The organism is Terriglobia bacterium (assembly GCA_020072645.1).
Taxonomy (GTDB): Bacteria; Acidobacteriota; Terriglobia; order Terriglobales; family Acidobacteriaceae; genus Angelobacter.
The window spans coordinates 1-21,573 of sequence record JAIQGK010000011.1 but is presented as its reverse complement, the minus strand read 5'-3'; the positions used below and the strand labels follow the sequence as shown (position 1 = coordinate 21,573).

General features: G+C 54.7%; 25 protein-coding genes. 7 read left to right on the top strand and 18 right to left on the bottom strand.

Features of this window, described 5'->3' with window-relative positions:
- Window positions 1-109: 109 nt before the first annotated feature.
- Both LAO76_15615 and LAO76_15610 read left to right on the top strand, forming a co-directional pair.
- On the top strand, window positions 110-1,126 hold the full coding sequence (locus LAO76_15615; GenBank protein ID MBZ5492355.1) for a ThiF family adenylyltransferase: 1,017 nt from the start codon (window positions 110-112) through the stop codon (window positions 1,124-1,126).
- A 98-nt stretch (window positions 1,127-1,224) separates the two neighbouring features.
- Entirely contained in the window at window positions 1,225-2,064 is an 840-nt protein-coding gene (locus LAO76_15610; protein MBZ5492354.1) for a hypothetical protein, read from the top strand.
- 34 nt (window positions 2,065-2,098) lie between these two features.
- Here LAO76_15610 and LAO76_15605 read toward each other — a convergent pair whose 3' ends face one another.
- From LAO76_15605 to LAO76_15535, 15 genes are all read right to left on the bottom strand, one after another.
- Window positions 2,099-2,434, bottom strand: a complete 336-nt coding sequence (locus LAO76_15605) for an integration host factor subunit beta (GenBank protein ID MBZ5492353.1) — start codon at window positions 2,432-2,434, stop codon at window positions 2,099-2,101.
- Window positions 2,435-2,571: 137 nt separating this feature from the next.
- Window positions 2,572-3,414, bottom strand: coding sequence for a diacylglycerol kinase family lipid kinase (locus LAO76_15600; protein MBZ5492352.1), 843 nt, complete (start codon window positions 3,412-3,414; stop codon window positions 2,572-2,574).
- Window positions 3,411-3,920: a transposase gene (locus LAO76_15595; protein ID MBZ5492351.1), complete on the bottom strand. Its 510-nt coding sequence runs from the start codon at window positions 3,918-3,920 to the stop codon at window positions 3,411-3,413. Before LAO76_15595 ends, LAO76_15600 begins: the two co-directional genes overlap by 4 nt.
- Window positions 3,921-4,062: 142 nt before the next feature.
- On the bottom strand, window positions 4,063-5,328 hold the full coding sequence (tyrS, locus tag LAO76_15590; protein ID MBZ5492350.1) for a tyrosine--tRNA ligase: 1,266 nt from the start codon (window positions 5,326-5,328) through the stop codon (window positions 4,063-4,065).
- Between the two features lie 208 nt (window positions 5,329-5,536).
- Entirely contained in the window at window positions 5,537-5,968 is a 432-nt protein-coding gene (gene dut, locus LAO76_15585; GenBank protein ID MBZ5492349.1) for a dUTP diphosphatase, read from the bottom strand.
- On the bottom strand, window positions 5,969-6,598 hold the full coding sequence (gene purN / locus LAO76_15580; GenBank protein MBZ5492348.1) for a phosphoribosylglycinamide formyltransferase: 630 nt from the start codon (window positions 6,596-6,598) through the stop codon (window positions 5,969-5,971).
- 1 nt (window position 6,599) lies between these two features.
- Window positions 6,600-7,637 carry a phosphoribosylformylglycinamidine cyclo-ligase gene (purM, locus tag LAO76_15575; GenBank protein ID MBZ5492347.1) on the bottom strand — a complete coding sequence of 346 codons (1,038 nt, stop codon included), beginning with the start codon at window positions 7,635-7,637 and terminating at the stop codon, window positions 6,600-6,602.
- 194 nt (window positions 7,638-7,831) lie between these two features.
- Window positions 7,832-8,263 carry a transcription antitermination factor NusB gene (gene nusB, locus LAO76_15570; GenBank protein ID MBZ5492346.1) on the bottom strand — a complete coding sequence of 144 codons (432 nt, stop codon included), beginning with the start codon at window positions 8,261-8,263 and terminating at the stop codon, window positions 7,832-7,834.
- Entirely contained in the window at window positions 8,264-9,139 is an 876-nt protein-coding gene (gene ribH, locus LAO76_15565; protein ID MBZ5492345.1) for a 6,7-dimethyl-8-ribityllumazine synthase, read from the bottom strand.
- A 7-nt stretch (window positions 9,140-9,146) separates the two neighbouring features.
- The gene (locus tag LAO76_15560) at window positions 9,147-9,416 is read right to left on the bottom strand and encodes a DUF2007 domain-containing protein (protein ID MBZ5492344.1); all 270 of its coding nucleotides are present in this window, start codon (window positions 9,414-9,416) and stop codon (window positions 9,147-9,149) included.
- Between the two features lie 2 nt (window positions 9,417-9,418).
- Entirely contained in the window at window positions 9,419-10,195 is a 777-nt protein-coding gene (locus LAO76_15555; protein ID MBZ5492343.1) for an enoyl-CoA hydratase/isomerase family protein, read from the bottom strand.
- Window positions 10,196-10,197: 2 nt separating this feature from the next.
- A complete protein-coding gene (locus LAO76_15550) occupies window positions 10,198-10,581 on the bottom strand; it encodes a hypothetical protein (protein MBZ5492342.1) in 384 nt (127 codons plus the stop codon).
- An 18-nt stretch (window positions 10,582-10,599) separates the two neighbouring features.
- Entirely contained in the window at window positions 10,600-11,490 is an 891-nt protein-coding gene (locus tag LAO76_15545; protein MBZ5492341.1) for a 3-hydroxybutyryl-CoA dehydrogenase, read from the bottom strand.
- 148 nt (window positions 11,491-11,638) lie between these two features.
- Window positions 11,639-12,841 carry an acetyl-CoA C-acetyltransferase gene (locus LAO76_15540; GenBank protein ID MBZ5492340.1) on the bottom strand — a complete coding sequence of 401 codons (1,203 nt, stop codon included), beginning with the start codon at window positions 12,839-12,841 and terminating at the stop codon, window positions 11,639-11,641.
- Window positions 12,842-12,931: 90 nt separating this feature from the next.
- Complete coding sequence (locus tag LAO76_15535) at window positions 12,932-13,294, bottom strand: hypothetical protein (GenBank protein MBZ5492339.1); 363 nt, start codon at window positions 13,292-13,294, stop codon at window positions 12,932-12,934.
- A gap of 77 nt (window positions 13,295-13,371) precedes the next feature.
- Here LAO76_15535 and LAO76_15530 point away from each other — a divergent pair, with 77 nt between their 5' ends.
- On the top strand, window positions 13,372-13,587 hold the full coding sequence (locus tag LAO76_15530; protein MBZ5492338.1) for a helix-turn-helix domain-containing protein: 216 nt from the start codon (window positions 13,372-13,374) through the stop codon (window positions 13,585-13,587).
- A 111-nt stretch (window positions 13,588-13,698) separates the two neighbouring features.
- Window positions 13,699-14,121, top strand: a complete 423-nt coding sequence (locus tag LAO76_15525) for a hypothetical protein (GenBank protein ID MBZ5492337.1) — start codon at window positions 13,699-13,701, stop codon at window positions 14,119-14,121.
- 56 nt (window positions 14,122-14,177) lie between these two features.
- Here LAO76_15525 and LAO76_15520 read toward each other — a convergent pair whose 3' ends face one another.
- From LAO76_15520 to LAO76_15510, 3 genes are all read right to left on the bottom strand, one after another.
- On the bottom strand, window positions 14,178-14,945 hold the full coding sequence (locus LAO76_15520; protein ID MBZ5492336.1) for an outer membrane beta-barrel protein: 768 nt from the start codon (window positions 14,943-14,945) through the stop codon (window positions 14,178-14,180).
- 176 nt (window positions 14,946-15,121) lie between these two features.
- The gene (locus LAO76_15515; GenBank protein ID MBZ5492335.1) at window positions 15,122-15,763 is read right to left on the bottom strand and encodes a superoxide dismutase; all 642 of its coding nucleotides are present in this window, start codon (window positions 15,761-15,763) and stop codon (window positions 15,122-15,124) included.
- An 82-nt stretch (window positions 15,764-15,845) separates the two neighbouring features.
- A complete protein-coding gene (locus tag LAO76_15510; GenBank protein ID MBZ5492334.1) occupies window positions 15,846-18,332 on the bottom strand; it encodes a 2-oxoglutarate dehydrogenase E1 component in 2,487 nt (828 codons plus the stop codon).
- A gap of 296 nt (window positions 18,333-18,628) precedes the next feature.
- Between LAO76_15510 and LAO76_15505 the strand changes: the two genes are divergently transcribed.
- From LAO76_15505 to LAO76_15495, 3 genes are all read left to right on the top strand, one after another.
- Window positions 18,629-19,111, top strand: coding sequence for a hypothetical protein (locus LAO76_15505; GenBank protein MBZ5492333.1), 483 nt, complete (start codon window positions 18,629-18,631; stop codon window positions 19,109-19,111).
- Between the two features lie 348 nt (window positions 19,112-19,459).
- Window positions 19,460-19,792, top strand: a complete 333-nt coding sequence (gene trxA / locus LAO76_15500) for a thioredoxin (protein MBZ5492332.1) — start codon at window positions 19,460-19,462, stop codon at window positions 19,790-19,792.
- A 194-nt stretch (window positions 19,793-19,986) separates the two neighbouring features.
- Window positions 19,987-21,177 carry a DUF2207 domain-containing protein gene (locus tag LAO76_15495; GenBank protein MBZ5492331.1) on the top strand — a complete coding sequence of 397 codons (1,191 nt, stop codon included), beginning with the start codon at window positions 19,987-19,989 and terminating at the stop codon, window positions 21,175-21,177.
- Window positions 21,178-21,573 lie beyond the last annotated feature (396 nt).

Sequence of the window (21,573 nt, the reverse complement as noted above, 5' to 3'; positions counted from 1 at the left end):
GGCAGCAGATTGGACCTAAGTTGCACGCAAGCTTTTCAGAGCATTGTAAGCTTGGCTGCGACGAAACGCATAAACCCCTTAACCTTCAAACACCTATAATAAATGTGGCATGAAGTTTGAGGATCGATACTCACGGCAGGTGCTTTTTCCGGGCATCGGAGCAGAAGGGCAGCACCGTCTGGCCAAAGGCCGGGTTGCGATTGTGGGCTGTGGCGCGACGGGCGCCTGCGTTTCCGGTTTGCTGGCCCGGGCCGGGGTGGGACATTTAACTATTATCGATCGGGATTACGTTGAACCAAGCAATCTCCAACGCCAATCGTTGTTTGATGAAGCCGATGCCGCTGAATCGCTACCCAAGGCAGTAGCGGCGGCGCGCAAGATCGCAGCTTTTAATTCCGAGGTTCAAGCCACTCCCGTGGTGGCTGATCTGACGCCGGAAAACATTGAGCAACTTCTTGCGAACGCCGATTTGATTCTGGACGCAACCGATAACTTTGAGACCCGCTATCTCATCAACGATTTTGCCGTAAAACATGGCAAATCCTGGATTTATGCCGCCGCCGTTGCCTCTTACGCCGTGACCATGAATGTGATCCCCGGCGAAACGGCTTGCCTGGCCTGTGTGTTCCCTGCGCCGCCGCAGGGTACAGTGGAAACGTGTGACACGGCGGGAATCCTGAACAGCGCAGTCAATTTGATTGGATCAATCGAAGCGACTGAGGCAATTAAATTTCTGGTAGGAGCAAAGGATAAGCTACGCCGCACATTGCTCTCTTTCGATGTATGGAGCAATGAGCAGGCCGAGATCGCGGCTGCTCGGCCGCGTTCCGGCTGCCAGACCTGTGACAAGCGTGAGTTTGTTCATCTGGCAGGAGAGCGCCGACCACAAATCACATTGTGCGGCAGGAACTCTGTTCAGATCCATGAACGCAACCGCCCTGTGGACTTTGCTGAGATGTCAGCCCGTCTGGGCGCGCACGGCACGGTGAAGCACAATGCATTCGTGTTGAAATTCTGGCGTGAGCCATTTGAAATGACCCTCTTTCCCGATGGCCGGGCCATCATCAAAGGGACGAACGATGCTTCCGTGGCGCGCAGCCTGTACGCCCGTTTTGTAGGTAGCTGAAATTGTGAGTAGCTGAAATCGCCGGACGAGTAAGTACTCTGGCATCCCCTCTTTACCTTTGGGTAATCCAATAATCAGGTACACGTCAGGGGTGATCTATGCCGCGCGGAATTTTGCTTATTACCGGGCTCGCAGTATTTTCAGCTGTCTTGGGACAAGGCCAAACATCCAATCCGTCCACAACAACCACGCCCGTTAACGGACCGTTTGGTGGTCCCATACTGGTCACCCCCTCCGCAGGCTTCCCAAATCCGGTTCCTACCGCCGGCATCAGTGATGCGGGCCGAGCAGGTATCAGCAACGCGACGAATGGAATTGAAACCACGAGCGTTCCTTCTAGTCCAGCGACGATTGTGAGCACACCGAGCGCTTCCCTTTCAGAATCAACAAACCTTTCCGAATCAGCAAATCAGACAGCCGTGACTGATCTGGGAAGTTCGACTTTTGTGGGTGGATCTGCCGAAGCGTCCGCGCCGGGCACGATCAGCCTGGCGGAAGTTTCAAGCCGTTACAAAGCGGAAAAAGGCACTCGGAACGCGCGAGTCCTGAGTAATGAAGACGTGCAGACGATGTTGAACAACAAGAGCGGCGTGACCATGGCAAAGAACATGCCTCCGCTGGAACAAAGCGGCCAGGGCACGGGAACTCAGAACGCAACGCAGAGCGCGCAGTCAACCCAGCAGGCGAATGCTTTGACGAGCCAGCAGGGACAAGTTGCCAACGGCCAGACCGGAACGCCGCCGCCTGCGGGTCAGTCTGCTAATAACTCCGCCAGTGCGGAAAATTCCACCACACCACAGATCAACCAGAATCAGCAATCGAACGATGCGCAAGGCAGCCGCCGTCTACCCGCGACAGCAACGTTCTTGCCGCTCTTAGGTTTGTTGGGACTGGTAAGCGGAGGAATTGGGCTCTGGTTCCGGAAGTTCCGGAGTTAAGAGAGTGCTGAAAGAGACTTGCCGGGTTCAGAAGTTAAGAAGTTGGACCTTCGGCCGCCGGTGCGGCGGAGGGAGCTGCTGCTTCTCCCGGCTTTCCGTGATTGATTACGTCCTTAAGTTCTTTGCTGGGCTTGAAATAAGGGATTTTCTTTGCCGGCACTTCCACCCGCGCGCCGGTTTTCGGGTTGCGGCCCACGCGAGGCTTGCGCTGCCGGGTGCGGAAACTGCCAAAGCCACGGATCTCAATCTTGTCGCCGGAGCGCAGAGAGCGAACCACGCTGTCAAAAATGGTTTCCACAATAATTTCGCTGTCTTTGCGTGTCAGCTCTGCCAGGCGTGAAACCTCTTCAATCAAATCGGCTTTGGTCATGGCTTTTATTCCACCTGAAATAGGCTTCGGCGTCAAGAACCGTTTTGCTTACAGCGAGATACACACTTTTGGGAGCGATTGATGTCCCAGACCGGCCCGCAACGTGAAAATCTCCTAAGTTTCAGCCCGGTTGAGGCCTAAGCGGGAACGATCACGCGCATCCCGTGCCGGATAAGCCCAATCTCCACAGGGGTTTGCCCAGCATAATCACCATCAGCGTAGAGATCCAGCTTGCGCTCAGTCTCGATCTTTATCTGACTGGCCTGAAAGTATTCCACTTGCTTGAGCCGCAGGTGTTGGCCGAAAAAAATGGTTGGCACCCAGCAAAGCAGTTTGAGTTTGTTCATTTTGCTGACCAGACAGACGTCCAGCAATCCGTCATCGAGCGTGGCCTGCGGTGTTACTTTCATCCCGCCGCCATAGCTAAGAGCATTTCCCACAGCAATAAAGAACGCGGACCGCCGGATTTCTCGTCCTTCAGCCGATATGTTCATTTCAGCAGGGCTGAACGCGATGAGAGATTGCAAGGCCGCCAAGACATATCCACCTCTGCTTTTTAGCCATGCCGGCATTCGATTAGCGCGGGCGTTGGCCTCTGCGTCCATTCCCACTCCGGTCACGCAACAAAAGAGCGTTTCATTGCTGCTGGCACGGATCACACCTAAGTCGATCTCTCTTACATTCTTTCCGTTCGAGCAAAACTGCTTCCATGATTGCAATGCGGTTTCTACACTGCGGATTCCCAACCCTTTGGCAAAATCATTGCCGCTGCCGGTGGGTACCACCAGCGTGGGAGTTTTGTAGTGATAAAGTTGAGGGAGATGGCGATGGACAGTGCCGTCGCCGCCGAAGATGAGAGCGGCAGAATAGTTTTCAGGCTGTTCCAGATGGTCCAGCATTTTTATCTCAACGCCGCTGCTTCTGAAGCGATCAACAACTTTGGGCGACACGTCCGGGTGAAGGAGCGCGGCGGCGATCATGAGGAAGAAGAGACGTTCGGGGTAGATCTTTGTGGCACAGGCACTCCTTCCTGTGGGATCTTCTGTACCCAAACCCATTTATATTGGCCGGGCCGCTTAGCGAGTCCAGCACTAATTGGATTGGCAATGATGTAATCCAGCTTGTCCTGAAACTCTCCAGCACGCATGATTCGGTCAAAGGATTCATCCTGCCAGAGCTGACCACGTCTTTTCAGCAGTTTATTTATATTGCGCGCTGAAACGCCTTTTATCCCTTTCATGATCTCAGCAAGAGAAAATGGATAACCACGCTCGTCTTCCAGAGCAGTAAACAAGAGATGAACGTGGGTTGGCATGATGACACAGGCATGAAGCTCGATTCTTCGTCCATCTTCAAAGAGACAATGCCGCAGCGCAATGAACCGAGCAATCGGAGGAAGATAGGGATACTTCCAGACACGAAAGGTCACAAAATAAGTCGCGTCGAACTCTTGGATATGTGGCAGATTTCTCCGATAAAAATGCATTGCTGAGACCTTGTCTCTTTCGATCTTCCATGGCCCAGACCTGTGTGGCACAGACACTCCTGTCTGTGCCTGCGTCCTTCTTATTTTCACTCAAGCACAGGCAAGAGTGCCTGTGCCACAAAAAACTTTAGATCGATGCTCCTTAGATGAACTTAATGCGTTTCATTTTTCTGCCTACCTTCAAAATGAATTCATCGCTTAATGGTCGATTCCAGATTAGTGCATGGTCATCAACTATTTTTTCATCGATCTTTACTGCGTTCTGCTTTCTCTTTCGTTGAGCATCGGTCGCTGAATCTGCAAGACCAGCCTTCACAATCAATTTATCCATTTTGACAATGCCCGGATACGGAGACTGATCAGCCTCCGAACCGGAACGCACCTCGGCGAAGGCAATAGTCTGGCTTTCCACATTCTCCGGCACCTCGTCCTTCTGAAACTGTTTTGCCCAGTTCTCATCCGCTGCGGCCGCAGCTTGTTCTCCATGGAAGTCCTGAACAATCCTGCGTGCCAGCGCTTTCTTCAGCTGCATCGGATGTTGCTTGCCTGAAGCCGCGTCGGCTTTCATCTGCTCAATCTCAGACACCTTAACATCTGTAAGCAGCTCGTAATATCTCCACATCAGATCGTCAGAAATCGACATTACTTTGCCGTAGATCTCCTGCGGAGGTTCGCTGATGCCGATGTAGTTGCCATAACTCTTCGACATCTTCTGTACCCCATCGGTGCCTTCAAGCAACGGCATGGTGAGAACGATTTGCGATGGCTGGCCGTAGTCGCGCTGGAGATTGCGCCCCATGAGCAGGTTGAACTTCTGGTCCGTGCCGCCAAGTTCCACGTCGGCTTCCAGCGCCACGGAATCATAGCCCTGGCAAATGCAATACATCATTTCATGCATGTGGATGGGCTTTTCTTCATGAAATCGTTTGTGAAACTCTTCGCGCTCCAGCATCTGGGACAAGGTGAACCTGGCGCACAGTCGGAGAAAATCTTCCACCGCCATTTTGGAAAACCAGCGGGAGTTGAAATCGATGACCGTCTTCTCGCGGTCAAGAATTTTGAAGACCTGTGTTTTGTAGGTCTCTGCATTGCGGTCCACATCTTCGCGCGTCAAAGGCGGCCGCGTGACGGAGCGCCCGGTCGGGTCGCCGATCATTGCCGTGAAGTCCCCGATGAGAAAGATCACCGTATGTCCCAGGTCCTGGAAGTGCTTCAGCTTGCGCATGAGCACTGTGTGGCCAACGTGCAGGTCAGGCGCCGTGGGATCAAAACCGGCTTTTACCCGCATCGGCTTGCCGGTCTTGAGAGATTGCTCAAGGCGCTCGCGCAGTTCGCGCTCATGAATGATCTCCGACGCGCCCTTCTTGATGTATGCCAGTTGTTCTTCTACAGGAGGAAAGTTTGCCATTTTTTGTGAAATCCCGAGCGTAGCGAGGGAACCCTATAGCTGAATTTGGTAATTGGGTAAATCGGTAATTTAGTAAATTCGAAAGCACACTTGGCTATTGCCAAATCGCACAGGTCGAAGTTTCTAATTTACCAAATTACTCAATTACCAAATTATAGCGATCCCTCGCTACGCTTCGGGATTTCAGAAAAGGCCCGGCGACTATCTCCTACCGTCCCGAAGACCCAAAGCCACCCGCCTTGCGGCTCGATTCATTCAGATCATCGACGACTTTGACCTCGCCTGTCAGCACTGGATAAGGAATCAGGTTGGCGATCTTATCGCCAGCGCGGATGGTCGCGGGCAAGTCACTCAGATTTTCCATCAGGACTTTGATCTCGCCGCGATAGCCCGAATCAATCACGCCGCCGGTCAGCACCAAGCGCCGCGCAGCCATGGATGATTTATCCCGAAGCAGCGCGCCCATTGGCTCACCGGTCGGAGACGTGCATTCAATAGCAATCCCGGTGGAGACGATGGCATGGCTGCGGCCTTCCAGTGTTACGGTTTCAGCGGAGTAAATGTCATAGCCCAGGTCTTCTCCCGGATGTGCAACTGTGGGCGCCTTGGCAGCGGCAGACAGCAACTTCACACTAAGCACCTACTTGCCCTCCGCACGGACTTGGCGTCGCACAACCGCTCTGCCCTGAATCTCGAATTCGCCGGAGAGCAACAGCCCAATGGCCTCTGAATACGCCGCGTGCTCCTGCTCCAGAATTCTGGCCGAGAGCGCATTTACATCATCGCCATCCAGCACAGGCACGGTCTTCTGCAAGATGATTGGGCCGTTGTCCAAATGCTCATCGACAAAATGCACGGTACAGCCGGTCACCTTCACGCCATATTCCAGCGCCTGCTTCTGCGCGTCCATGCCGGGGAACGCCGGTAACAATGACGGATGAATGTTGACGATGCGATCGGGAAAAGCCTGTATGAAGTGAGGTGAAAGCAGGCGCATATAGCCGGCCAGGCAGATCAAATCCACTTGCGCATGATGCAGCGCCGCTATAACGTCCGCGTCATGCTCCTCACGGACACGGCCTTTGGAAGCTATCAACACGGCGTTCAAACCGCGCCGCTTTGCCGACTCAAGGCCAGGAGCGTCTGCGCGATTGGAAATTACAATTGCGATTTCGGCGTGAAGCCTTCCGGCTTTTATGAAATCCGCAATGGCCTCAAAATTCGAGCCACGGCCGGAAAGCAGGATTCCCAATTTTTTCAGGGTAGCCATGTTATGCGTAGTGGACTTTGCGGTCGCCCTTGACGATCCGCCCGATGAGATAAGCTTTCTCGCCCATCTTTTCAATCATGGATTGCACACGCTTGAACTTTTTTGCCGGCACCACCAGCACCATGCCGATCCCCATGTTGAAGGTCCGCATCATGTCTTCCTGCGGCACGTTGCCAATGTGCTGCATGTGGGTAAACACCGGCAGAATAGGCCATGTGCCCATTTCCACCACCGCTCCGGTGCCTTTGGGCAGCACGCGCGGCAGATTGTCCGTAATACCGCCGCCGGTGATGTGCGCCATGGCATGCACCAGCTCAGCCGCAATCAGCTTCTTCAGCACCGGCCAGTAACTCTTGTGCGTATGCATGAGCTCGGCGCCGGCTTTGGCTTTCATTTCGTTCACGTAGGTATCGGGCGTGTATTTGGCGACATCGAAAAACAATTTGCGGGCCAGGGAGTATCCGTTGGTATGCAAGCCGTTGGAAGGCAATCCCACCAGCACGTCTCCGACTTCAACGTTCTCGCCGGTGATGATTTTACTTTTTTCCACCACACCAACAATAAAACCAGCCAGATCGTATTCGCCTTTGTGGTAGAAACCCGGCATCTCAGCCGTTTCACCACCGATCAGCGCGCAGCCGTTGTGCCGGCAGGCGTCGGCCATGCCTTCAACAATCTTTTCCGCAATCTCCGGATCAAGCGAGCCGGTGGCAAGGTAATCCATGAAGAAAAGAGGCGTTGCCCCCTGCACGGCAATGTCATTCACGCAGTGGTTTACCAGGTCGCCGCCCACGGTGTGATGCAGGTTCATCATGAAAGCGACTTTGAGCTTGGTGCCGACGCCGTCAACGCTGGAAACCAGCACGGGGTCGCGAAACTTTTTCTTGTCAATGGCGAACATGCCGCCGAAGCCGCCGATCTCGCTCACTACTCCCGGCGTGAACGTGCGATGAGCCAGGTACTTAATGCGCTGCTTGGCGCGGTCGGCGCGGTCAATGTCAACGCCGCTGTCGGCGTATGTGATCGAAGTCTTTTTCAATGCGAAAGTCCGTCAGTATTTATGTATTGCGGTACCAGAGGCGATGAAGTGCTTTATTTTAGCATTGCTGCTTCTGAAATCCCGAATCCCGCACAGCGGGGTGAGGGAGCCCTATTGCCACAGAGTTCTTGATGTCTAACAAGCTGCAACTTGCATGCGGAGAAGCAGAATATTCTTGAGGGGAAAGGGATCCCTCAGCTTCGCTTCGGGATTACAGAAGATGAGAGCTCTTTCCCCACCGAATCCAGCACGCCATTGATGAACTGCACGGACTCAGGGGCGGAAAACTTGCGCGCGATTTCCAGCGCTTCATTGATCACCACCGGGCGGGGCGTGTGATATGGGCCCAGGAACTCGGCCACGCCCGTGCGCAGGACGTTGCGGTCCACCGCTGCCATGCGCTCCATGCGCCAGTGCTGAGCGTGCTTCTGGATCAGGTCATCTATTTCCTGCTGGCGGTCAACGGCGATCTGGAAGATGTCATCGGCAAAGTTGCGCGTCTCTTCATCCACTTCTCCGCGCTCCGACCAGAAAGTCTTTTTCACGTGCTCCGGCGCTTGCTTTCCCATGTCCCACTGAAAGAGCATTTGCAGGCAGAGTTCTCGAGATTTACGTCGGGTCCCCATTTAGCGACCTTTGCTCTTCGTCTTTTTTCTAGACGTGGCTTTCGCCTTCGCACGGCTTTGCGTCTTCCGCTGCAGGCTCACCATCTCAATGGCGGAAACGGCTGCTTCAAAACCCTTGTTGCCGGCCTTCAGCCCTGCGCGATCCAGCGCTTGCTCAAGGTTCTCACAGGTCAGCACACCATAAGTGTGCGGCACGCCGGTTTCCTGTGCCGACTGCCCGATGCCCCGCGTGACTTCAGTGGAGATGTGCTCGTAATGCGTGGTTTCGCCGCGGATCAAACAACCCAGAGTGACGATGGCATCGTATTTTCCACTCTCAGCCAGCGTGCGCGCCTGCGATGGAATTTCAAATGCTCCCGGCACTCGGACGACTGTAATATCTTCTGTGCGAGCGCCGCTGCGGCGCAGCCCGTCGAGCGCGCCTTGAAGAAGTCGCTCCGTGATGAGCGAGTTCCATCGGCTCACCACCACGCCAAAGCGCATGCCGTGAGCGTTGAGTTCACCTTCAATCGCTTCCTGACTGGGACGGTTTTTCTGCCAGAAAAGGATTTTCGATCCTTTGGCGGGTTCAGCTACCAGAAACCGTGAATCCCATGCCGTCTGCTGGATTTTGTCCGCGCCCTTGACGTTTTCTTTTGCCAGCACGTCGCGAATCGAATCTAGGTCTGTAACCTCAATCCAGATATCGGCATGGATGGTTTCAAGGCCTTCAACGAACTCAACCTGCCCGAGCGGCACTTTGAACGGTGCGCCCTGGCCGCGCGCGGTCTTCCACGGAGTTCCGCGCTCGAATCCCATGGCGTCAAATAGTTTGCTGAGCGCCTTGAACTCTTTGCTGCCGGCGACGTGGCGGATTGTGGTAATGCCCTTAATCATCAATCAGTCATTCTATCCGCCCGGGGCCTGAGGGATCCTCGGGTGGTATGTATTCCTTGAGCAGCTCTTTGGCCAACTCAATATCCTGTTGCGCAACCTGAAGCCGCACGCCGCCAATGATTTCACTGGTCAGCGGATGAACGCGGTGCATGTGTTCATCGCACAGGAAACAGTCTACCCCACAGGAGTCCAGCAGGCCCTTGGCGATGTCCGCTTCATGCAGGTTATAGAAAATGGCGGCGGTGGCAAGCTTGTCCGGTTCCCAGTCTGGATGCATGGTTACTTGCCCTGGAAATTCGCGGCGCGCTTTTCAAGAAAGGCCGTGGTGCCTTCTCGCTTGTCTTCGGTGGCGCAGCACATGCCGAAGAGAGTCGCTTCAAGAAAGAGGCCCTCAGGCAACGTCATGTTCATGCCCTGGTTCACTGCTTCCATGCAGTACTGGATGGCCAGCGGAGCCATGCCGATGATCTTCTGCGCAATCTCTTCAGCGCGCGGAATGAGCCGGTCAGCCGGAACAACTTCATTCAACAGGCCGATGCGATGCGCTTCCTGTGCTGTAATCATCTCTCCGGTGAGAAGAATCTGCATGGCAAGTCCCGTGCCGACCAGTCGTGGCAGCCTCTGCGTTCCTCCATAACCGGGAATGAGGCCGAGTTTAACTTCGGGCTGGCCGAGCTTTGCGTTCTCGCTGGCCAAGCGCATAGTGCAGGCCATGGCGATCTCGCATCCGCCGCCCAGGGCGAAGCCATTGATGCAGCCGATCACCGGCTTGCCAAGGTTCTCGATCAGGTCAAGCGTGGCCTGTCCCTTGTGCGTGTATGCCTTGGCCACAACGGGATCGTTCTTCGCCAATTCGTTGATGTCGGCGCCGGCAACAAAAGCTTTCTCTCCGCTACCGGTGAGGATGACGACACGAATCTGCTTGTCATCTTTCAGATCGGTGAAGACCTGCCACAGTTCCTGCATGGTCGCCATGTTCAGGGCATTGAGCACCTTGGGACGGTCGATGGTGACGTAAGCGATAGTGTTTTTCTTTTCGAGTTTAAGGTTTTCCATGGTTATGACTCTTTGAACACACGCGCTTCGTTTCGGCCAAAAAAGAAACTGCGAGCCTGCGGCAGGAGCAACAATGCAAGCAACACCACGAAAAGGACAATAAAGACCAATTCGTCGACGTCAGGCCAGACGTGGCGCTCAACCGGATCCCATAAGAAAATAACTGCGCCGAGCAGGTCGATGATCAAGGCCAGCCACCAGCCCCACCGTTTGCCTTTCCAAAGGGCAACAGCAGTGGCGAGCACGAGCACAATCAGCCCAATCTCCAGCACCGTTCCCATGACAGGAAAATACCCAGTGCCTTTTGCGCCACGAATCAGATCGGCAAGCACCAAGACAAAAGCCACTGCGGCGATGCTCTCACCAACTGCAACGGTCGTGACCAATCCGGGGCGCGGCATGAATTAGAATTTCTGCGCTACAGGATTATTTGGATCTGCGTAATCGTAAAACCCTTTGCCTGTCTTGCGGCCGTACCAGCCGGCCATTACCAGCCGCTTGAGCAATGGCGGCGAGGCAAAGCGACGTTCGCGAAACTCGTCAAACATCACGTGGGTAATGTAATAAGTCGTGTCGAGTCCCACAAAATCCAGCAGCGTGAACGGGCCCATGGGGTAACCGCAGCCCATCTTCATGGCGTTGTCGATATCCGGAATCGAGCCCACGCCTTCTTCATAGGCACGGATCGCGTCAAGCATGTATGGCACCAGCAGCCGGTTTACGATGAAACCAGTCTTGTCACTGGTGCGGACAGGAATTTTTCCCAGGCTCTTGCCGAATTCATAGGCTGTTTCAAACGCGGCGTTGTCCGTAGCGATGGTGCGCACCACTTCCACCAGCTTCATCAGTGGGACAGGATTGAAGAAGTGCAGGCCCACAAATCGGTCAGCGCGCCTGGTGGCAGCAGCAACCTCAGTAATGGAAATAGAAGAGGTGTTGCTGGCGAAGATGGCCTCTTTTTTTACGATGGCATCGAGCTCCGCAAATGTCTTCTTCTTCACATCCACGTTCTCAATAATGGCTTCAATGATGATGTCGCAATCGGCGAGGTCCTTCTGGCTAGTCGTTCCCTTGATGCGTGCGCGGGATTCCTTGGCCTTCTCCGGAGTGATACCGGTCTTCTCCGGCTTCTCGGCAAACTTGGCCAGCGACTTTTCGATGCCGGCAAAGCCTTTATCGAGAAACTTCTGTTCCTGCTCCAGCACGGTAACGTCATAACCGGCAACAGCGCTGACCTGGGCAATGCCTGAGCCCATCAGACCGCAACCGAGAACACCAACTTTTTTAATCGTCATGATTTTCCTTTTTAACCACAGAGGACACAGAGGATCACGGAGGTCTTATCCTGAGATTCAAACCCGAAAAACTCGGCGAAGCAAACACTGCCAGAAGCAAAGAAGAAACTCCTCAGTGTTCCTCTGCGGCCTCTGTGGTAAAGATTTTTTACCGCTGCAAATTCTCCACAATCATCGCAATTCCCTGTCCGCCGCCGATGCATGCCGTCGCCAGGCCATACTGGGCTTTGCGACGCCGCAACTCGTGCAACAGCGTAATCACCAGCCGCGTGCCTGTGGCTCCCAGCGGATGACCAAGGGCAATCGCGCCGCCGTTGACGTTCACTTTGTTGCGATCAAGGCCAAGCTCTTTTTCGACGGCAAGATACTGTCCGGCAAACGCCTCGTTGACTTCGATCAGGTCAATTTCATCCAGCTTTAGCCCGGCTTTCTTGAGCGCCGCGCGCGTACTCGGCACGGGGCCGCTGCCCATGATCTTGGGATCGACGCCGGCAATACCCCAGCTCACGATGCGGCCCATGGGCTTAAGACCGCGTTTTTCAGCCTGAGCAAGAGTCATCATCACCACGGCTGCGCCGCCATCCACGATGCCGCTGGCATTGCCCGCCGTGACAGTCCCATTTTTGCCGAAAGCAGCCTTCAGTTTGGCCAGACCTTCCATCGTTGTCTCAGGACGCAGGTGGTCGTCTTTCTCAAACATCTCGCCTGTGGGTTCGCCTTTGCGGTTCTTGAGCGCCACCGGAACAATCTCTTCCGCCAGGCGGCAGGCCTTCTGCGCCGCGCCGGCTTTCTGCTGCGACTGAAGAGAAAATTCGTCCATGTGCTGGCGCGTGATGCCCTGCTGCTCGGCATAAAGTTCAGCGGTGTTCGCCATGTAAAGTCCGCAATACGTGTCCAGCAGCGCCACCATGAGCGAGTCTTCCAGTTTGCCTTCACCCAGGCCAAGGCCCCAGCGCGCGCCCCGGACCACATGAGGCGCCTGCGACATGGATTCCATTCCGCCGGCCAGCACTGTGTTGGCTTCACCCAGTTGGATCATCTGCGCGGCGTTCACCAGCGACTGCATGCCCGATCCGCAAAGGCGGTTCACGGTAAGCGCGGGCGTTTCAATGGGCAGCCCGGCCTTGAGCGCAACATGCCGCGCGCCATAGAGCGAGTCGCCTGATGTTTGTTGCGCATTGCCAAAGACGGCATGGTCAAATTCTTTGGGATCGACGCCGGAACGCCGGATTGCTTCCTGGCTGGCGACCGCGGCCAGGTCCATAGCGGTAAAGTCGCGCAATTTGCCGCAATAGCGGCCCATGGGCGTGCGCGCGCCGCTTACGATTGCAATGTCTGTAGCTTGTGCCATATGAGAAACCTACTATATGAAGAGTCTGATCGAGCAGGGCAAACTCTTAAGTTTACCATTTGGCTGTCATTGCGAGAAGAAAGACGGCTTCTAGCCAACTCGCTTTTTGCCCCTTGGCTTTTTCTTGCGCTGTCTGGCGAGTTCCTTTCTGCGTTCTTTGGCATGGATGAAAACATCATCAGGGTCGCGCAATTCCTTGTCACGCGCGTCTCTTACCTTTCCAAAACGGTACTGGTCGTCCGATTCGATGCCTTGCAAAATGCCGAGCACCTCTTCATTTATCTCCGCCTGCAGCTCTTGCGCGAACGCCTGGTGCAGCCGGGTAAATTTAGTCCTGAAGACACCGGTCTCCTGCAGTTCACGGCAGGAGTCCACAATCCGCGCGAAGGAAAAGTTCAGGCGGTACAGAATGCGATAAATCTGGGCCTTTTGGGCAGCATCAAGGGCAGCCATTGCGTCTCCATGTTCAATTTCGTTAATATGATCTATCAGTTATATGTCCGGAAGATCATAGAGCCGACACTGGAGGCATGTCCAGAGATATTGTTGTGAGATTCGGCAGGCGGGTCCGGCAAATACGAAACGCGAAGGGCCTCAGCCAAACTGTATACGCCGAGCGGGTGGGAACCGACCAGGCGACCGTTTCACGGATTGAGAATGGCAAACAGGAGCCTTGCCTGAAGTTTATTGAATTGCTGGCAATGGGCCTGAAGACGCCATTAGGAGAACTGTTTGAGGATTTATGAATAAGAAGATTTGAGAATAAAAGGGCAGCAGCAGATAAAACGGTCGACCCTCCAGAAGAATCAGGTACACTGATTCACCCGAAAAACCTGTGCAGCAGGATTGGAGCGCCCATGACCACTACGTTGCTATACCGCATCTCCGCATTCGTCCTGGTACTGTTTGCCGTCGGCCACACGCTTGGATTTTTGAAGTTCAAAGCACCTACGCCGGAGGGCGTTGCGGTGCAACAAGCCATGGACAATGTGCGCTTCAGCGTGGGTGGAAAAAGCCTTACGTACGGCGATTTCTATCGCGGCTTTGGGCTGTTCTGCACGGCCTATCTGCTGTTCTGCGCGTTTCTGGCCTGGCACCTGGGCACAATGGCGCGAAACACGCCGCAGGCGATCGGTCCGCTGGGCTGGGTCTTCTTCGGATTGCAAGTGGTAGGCATCGCGCTGAGCTGGAGATATTTTGTGCTGCCGCCTACAATATTTTCCGCTGTGCTGGCGATCCTGACCGGCTGGGCGGCGTGGCTGGTAAACGCCAAGCCGTAAAAAGCCGCTCAATAAAAAGCCGCCCCGAAGGGCGGCCCGTATCGTGCTATTAGCAGTTAGAAGCGGAAGTTAACACCGGCACGGACGACATCCAAGTTGACGTCAACGCTGTGGGTGAAAACATTGCTCGGAAATGCAATGGCGGGAGTAAAAGCCGTAAGGTTTTGGCTCAGCGTCTGATCTCCAAAACCCAGGCGCAGGTATTCTCCCTTGACCGATAAATGCTTAGCGATCTTGAACTCACTGCCGGCGCCAACGGCCCAGCCGAGCGTGCTGGCATCAAAGCTGGCGCTTTCGTGCGCGGTAGCAAACGTGTCAGTAAACAGAGCGCTGTACTTGATGTGGCTGAAGGCGGGGCCGGCCGTACCATAGAGAAAGACTTTTCCGAAGGCAACGCCAAAACGCGGGCGCAGCGTAAACAACTTGCTAGTTTCCGTGGCCTGGGTAATGGTGAAAGCCGTAGGCGAGCAGCAGGGATAGGTTACCGTGGTACTGCTGGTCTTGCTGGAACTCAAAGTGCCAAAGTCGGCCTCAATGCCAAAAACAAAGGAGTCCCACTGATGGGTGAAACCCACCTGTCCCCCGGCGGTCAAACGGTCTGGATCAAAGTGCTGCGCCGCGCTGGCAGTGGCAATGGCCGGTGTGCTCGTCGAAGCAAAATAACCGGTCGGGCTGAAAATGGGAGTGGTCTGAGGGCTGATGCGCCCGGACACCACGCCGGCATTTCCACCCACGTAAAAACCATTGAATTCCTGCGCATACGCAGAACCAAACGCAAAAAAGGCAAACACAAACACACAAGTTCCCGCTAAGAATCTGTTCAAAACACACCTCATCCTTCGTCGCTAGATTTGAGTTTTAATTTGGGGGTTCGCACCCACCTTATAGCACACTTATCTTGCTGTTTCGTGCGCGAAGGTAGTGCTACTTGAGGTGTGATCGTTACATGAGTTGATAAAAAAAGCCGCTCGGAATGAGCGGCTTAACAAAAGCAAAGAATTTATTTGAAAAAGCTGTCGGCCTGGGCCAGACGCTTGTTGACCTCGTCCCAGTTCACCACGTTCCACCAGGCTTTCAGGTAGTCGGGGCGACGGTTTTGATATTTGAGGTAGTAAGCGTGCTCCCAGACATCGTTGCCAAGAACCGGAAATTCGCCGTTGGAAATGGGATTGTCCTGGTTCGGGGTGGAAGTAATTTTGAATTCGCCGGACTTGGTTTTTACCAGCCAGGCCCAGCCGCTGCCGAACTGATTTGCTCCGGCGGCTTCAAACTTTTCTTTGAAGGCGTCAAAGCTGCCGAAGGTTTTATTGATGGCGTCGGCAACCGCGCCGGTAGGATTGCCGCCTTTTTTCGGTCCCATGATTTGCCAGAACATGGTGTGGTTCACGTGCCCGCCGCCGTTATTGCGGACCGCGCCGCGCACGTCTTCAGGCAGCGCACTCAGGTTGCGCAAAAGATCTTCAGGGCTCTTGCTTCCCAGTTCAGGATGTTTCTCAATTGCACCGTTCAGCTTGGTTACGTATGCCGCATGGTGCTTGTCATGGTGCAGATGCATGGTTTGCTCGTCAATGTGCGGCTCCAGCGCGTTGTACGCATATGGCAGCGCCGGGACCTCATGTGCGGTTACTGTTCCTTGTGCCATTTCAACCACCTTTCATTTCGTTTATAAGTACCCCGATTTTTGATGACCCATGGCTCACTTGCGATGCTGCATTGTTGCCGTGCTAAAAGGCCTTAAACGCCAGCTCCAACAGTGTCTTCTGCTCCATCTCATGCGCCGTGTGCGACCCTGTTGATGGACTCGATGACGGCGAACGTTTTACAGAGCGGAACGGCACGCCTCGGGCCAGACGCTCCAGTTGCGGCGCCAGGAAATTGAGCGCGCCCATGTTAGCTGGCTCTTCCTGCACCCACAGAAACTCGCGCGCGTTTGTGTGCTGCGCGAATGCCGCTTCCAGTTCGGCTTCAGGCAGCGGGAAAAGTTGCTCCAGAAAAATGATGGCCGTCTTTGCATCCTTGCGGCGCTTGCGCTCACGCCGCAGTTCGTGCCCGACCTTGCCGCTGCATACGATGATCCGCTCGGCGTTGGTTATTTCACTGTCCTGGATTACAGTTTGAAAATTTCCGCCGGTAAATTCGCTCAACGGACTGGCAGCGTCAGGATGCCGCAGCATGCCTTTGGGCGTAAACACGATTAACGGCTTGCGCCAGCTGCGCAACGCCTGACGCCGCAACAAATGGAAGTATTGCGCTGCGGTCGATGGCTGAGCGACCTGGATGTTGTCTTTGGCGGCGAGTTGCAGATAGCGCTCAATGCGTCCGCTGGAGTGTTCCGGCCCCTGGCCTTCATAGCCATGCGGCAGCAGCATCACCAAGCCGGAGAGCAGTCCCCATTTGTCTTCACCAGCAACAATGAACTGATCAATGATGACCTGCGCGCCATTGGCAAAGTCGCCAAACTGCGCTTCCCACAAAGTGAGCCCGTCAGGATAGTCGCGGCTGAAGCCATATTCAAAGCCCAGCACCGCGGCTTCAGAAAGAATCGAGTTGTAGGCTTCAAACCATGCCTGGTTGGGACGTATATGGCAAAGCGGGACGTATTCTTTTTCAGTTTCCGTATCGATCAGGCAAGAGTGGCGATGGTTGAAAGTTCCGCGCCGCGCATCCTGTCCGGAAAGCCGCACTGGAATACCTTCGACCAAAAGCGATCCAAAAGCCAGCGCCTCAGCCATACCGTAGTCCACCGGCAGCTTGCCCGTGCCCATTTTCTCGCGCTGCTCCAACAGCTTCTTGACCTTGGGATGAATAGCAAAACCTTCGGGATACGTCGTCAGCTTTTCAGTGATCTCTTGCAGTTTGCCGGCGTCCACCGCAGTGGCGACTTCATATTCTTTCTTGTAACGGCCACCGCGATATTTGTCCCAATAATGCGGCAGCTTGCGCAGCACGGGAGACTTCTGCATCTGCGCCGCGTGGTCGTAGGCTGCGTCCACCTTGGCGCGGAATTTCTGCGCCATCTCCGTGGTATCAATCTTGTTCTGCTCGGCATAAATCTCAAACAGCGGACGATGCGAATTAATCTTCTTGTAAAGCAGCGGCTGCGTGATGGTGGGATCGTCCACCTCGCTGTGTCCGTGGCGGCGATATCCGATGAGATCGATGACAACGTCGCTGCCGAACTGGTAGCGATACTCGGTCGCCATGCGCGCGACGCGCAGCACCGCTTCAGGATCTTCCGCATTCACGTGGAAGATGGGAATGGGCTGGCGCTTGGCCAGATCAGACGAGAAGCGCGACGTATGCAGTTCGCGTGGATTCGTGGTGAAGCCTATCAGGTTATTTATGATCACCTGGATCGCTCCGCCCACGGAATAGCCTTTCAGTCCGGCAAAGTTCAGCGTTTCCGCCCAGATGCCCTGTCCGGCAAAAGCAGCGTCACCATGCATGATGATGGGAACAATTTCCTTCACGCCGTTTTCGCCAACATGTTTTTGCTTGGCCAGCGTGCGTCCCAGGGCAACGGGATCAACCGCCTCAAGATGGCTGGGATTGGAAACCAGGTGCATGCGAATCACTTTGCCTTTGCGCGTGTGGAATTCGCCGGTCGCGCCCTGGTGATATTTCACGTCGCCACCGCCTAGCACGCTGCGGGGATCAACATCTTCAAATCCGGCAAAAATATTGTCTGCCGGAATGCCAACGGTCAAGGTCATCACCGTAAGGCGTCCGCGGTGGCTCATGGCCATAACAGTGGTCGTGGCGCCAAGTTCTGATGCGGTTTCCAGGACCATGTCCAAGAGAGGAATCTGCGCCGTTGCGCCTTCACCGGAATAACGCTTGGTTCCCAGGTAACGGGTCTGCAAGATCTGCTCGAAGAGATCCGCCTGGAGCAGGCGCTCGGCCAGCCAGCGACGGTCTACCTTTTGCGTACCGGGATTTTCCATCCGCTTCTGGATCCATTCGCGGCGATCGCGCTGCGGCAGATGCATGAACTCCGCGCCGATGGTCCCGCAATAAATCCGCCGGGCCTCTTCCACACCCTCGCCGTCGGAGGGCAGATCGGGATAGCCTCCGCCAATTGGACCGCCAAACGGATTCAGGTTGGCGTCGAGGTAGCCCCAGCGGCGGAAGGTGTCAAACACCTGCTCACGAGCCTGATCAGACCCGAGGGAAATTTCACTTGTCGATAACTGTGCGCTTTTGCTGCTCATCTCGTGTGTGTTCCAGACTGAAAGGGAACTGCTCCAGCGGGTAGTTCCTGAGGAGTCCTAACCTTTGAGGATAACACTTTGCGCGGAGGAAATTTAAGTGCCTGGCCCACAGTGGAGTTTCTATGTTCACCAACATTTGTTGCGCCAGAACCAGACAGCAACTCTGCTTAGGTTGCCCAATTTTTACCGTTAAATTTTGTTTAGCCTCTCTGAGGCGCGTTCAGCCGTGAGTCGTGCCACTTACATCTAATTCTCTAAACAGCACTATGCACGGGGACAAGGAGGAAACAGGTTTCATGCGCCTATTTTCAGGACTTTTAATTTCAACTCTGGCTCTGGGGACAATCGTGACGACCGGATGCGCGGAACACCGGTATCGAGGAAATGACCCTTATTACGGCTCCGGAGGCTACTACGGATACAACGACCCGTATTATCGCCAATGGCTGGCTGAGCGGCGCTATAACTATGTCGAGTACAACCGGCTGAACCGTGAGCGCCAGCGGGAATATTGGGAATGGAGACGCCAGAATGAAGCGCGTTTCCGCAACGATCCGCGCTTCCGCGATCATGCAGTCAGGAACGACCATGACGCTGATGACCGGCGCAGAAATGACCACGATGCTGATGACCGGCGGTGGAATGGCGGCAGGCAGGTGGCTCGGGAGCGAGATGGAGACCGCGATCGCCACAAGGCAGACAGGAATCGCCACGATGTGCGGAAAGATCGCGACAAAGACCGCGATCACGATCACGACCGGGATCACGACCGACGCTAACTAGCCTAGAAAATAAGACGATAGGGGCGGGCGTTCCTTTGATATAAGGGCGACCGCTCTCTTCGTTTCTCGCCAAAAAAACAAGCGTCCCGCGACGAATCGCAGGACGCCCGGCAGCCCTCCCCCAGAACTGCCTTACCACCGAGGGAAAGTCTAGAACCACCCTGTCCCTTCGTCCACGTCACTTTGGTAACTTTGGCTGCGCTGACTATATCTCTTTGCTCCACAGTTATTTAGGTGATTTTCGCAACCTAAATGGAGCAGCTTCATCTAATACATTTGCTAGGATAGAAGGTCGCAAAGCCGGTTTCTGGGCGTGACAAATTTTTAATCGAAGGTAGGCACTTCATGGAGAGCGTGGGAATTCTTGAAATTACAGATGGCAATTTTGACCAGGAGGTGCTCAAGAGCGATCAACCAGTGATGATCGATTTTTGGGCAGCCTGGTGTGGCCCTTGCAAAATGCTGGCGCCCGTGGTGGACGAAGTGGCAGCCGCATATCAGGGCAAAGTAAAGGTGGGCAAAATGGATGTGGACAGCAGCCCGGCAACTCCGCAGCGTTACGGGGTGCGCGGCATTCCCACGCTGCTCATCTTCAAGAGTGGCCAGGTGCAGGAGCAGATAGTGGGCTATGTGAGCCGCGACGTGATTGAAAAAGCCCTGAAAAAGCACGTCAGCTAATTTCATTTCCCAGTCATTAGCCAAGCCCGGTCCAGCCGGGCTTTGTTTTTCTGCCCTGCGTTTTTGAAGCTGGTTTTTTTTAGACCATTTTTTCTGACTTTTTGGACCGTCTTTTCTGACTAAAGATCGTAGAAACCAAGTAGAATCTCGCCCAAGCTGCTGCTGATTAGGGTATTGCGTTTAACTCATCTCTTATGGCGACTCTCTTTGCGATCTCTGACTTTTACCGTCTCGCTTTCCCCGGGTTATTGCTTGTTTTTTACCTAGTCTGCTGGCTGGCGGTGGGGCGCGATCCCAAGATCGGAAATGTGGCTCCCCGCTATGAGCCGCCGGCGGGAATTTCTCCCGGCGTAGCGCGCTATGTCCTTACCGGCGGCAGTGACGGCACAACGCTGGCAGCGGTGCTGGCCGGACTTGCGGCCAAAGGCGTCGTCGCAATCCAGCCGCAGGCCGGGTCCTATGCTGTCTCTCTGCTCAATTCTTCGGGCATCCTGCTGCCGGATGAAGCTTCTTTGATAAAAACTCTCTTCAACGCCGTCTCCATAGTGCAGCCGTATGCTGATTCCAACACTGCGATTCTTGGCGCGGCGTCATTGCCTGCTTCGAGCCAGCAAAATTCAAGCAGTCAGGCGAGCAGTATTTCGCGCAGTCCTGTGGCCGCATCAATGCGGGGCACCAGCGCTGTGAGTACCGGTTCCGGCGCGGCTGTTGGGCGATCGCTCTCACCGGAGAGCCAGGTGGTCATCGATCCATTGGCTGGGCCGACCCTTAAGGGCTATATTGACGCCCTGCAGGAAACCTACAGCAAAAATCTCCAAGGCGTTTACTTCCGCCAGAACTTCCGATATGCCGGCATTGGCGCGGTTGCCACACTCGCATGGGCCCTGTACACGGCGGCGACCCTGGAAGCATCTTCCTCAATGTTTATAACCTTCTGGCTGTTCATGTTCACGTCGATTGCCAGCATGGTGATTGGTGGAATATGGACTTCAAAGCCAACGCGTCCCTCGATGAGGCAACGTGTAACGCGCTTTATTGTTCCCGTGCTTTTCTTTGGCCTGCCCGGAGCAGTGATTTATTTTGGCGCCTTGCCGCAATCCCACGGTTTTGTGCTGGCGCTATTGCTCTCCGTAGTGCTTAACAGCATCTTTTTTGTGATCATGCGCGCTCCCACGCCGCGAGGTCTTCTGATATTGCAGCAGCTTGCCGGGTTCCGCGAATTTCTTATGCGCGTGGAGCAGGACCCGCTGGACCGGGTAAACACTCCGGAGCAGCGCGCGGAGCTGATGAACCGCTTCCTCCCTTATGCTATTGCGTTGAATGTGCGTGAGGGCTGGGGCGACAAAATGGCATCGGCTTTTTCTGACGCCATTGTGGAGCGATAGAGCCTTTCTGAGTTGCTGTATCCACTACACACATCGCGGTCAGCGATTCCATCTCGCCCCCGCGACCCGCTATCCTGAGGCAAGCCATGTGAACTGCAAAGATTTTCGACACGGTTTTCGCGAAGCCGAAGGATCGGCTCCGCTGGACCGTAGGGCTATCCAAGACTGCTTGGATTTATCGGCTGCCCTGAAGAGCAGCAGAGCAGATCCTTCGCCTCGCATCCGAAGCATGGAAAAGGGGCAGAGCATCGGTGCTTGGCTTGATTTCATAACAACGACGGCTCCTAACGAGTGCCGAGTAAACTTGAGTTGACGAAAACCAAGACTCGGAACGAAAGGAGCCGCCAATGAAGATTATAGGCTGTGATTTTCATCCGAGTTTCCAGCAAATTGCCA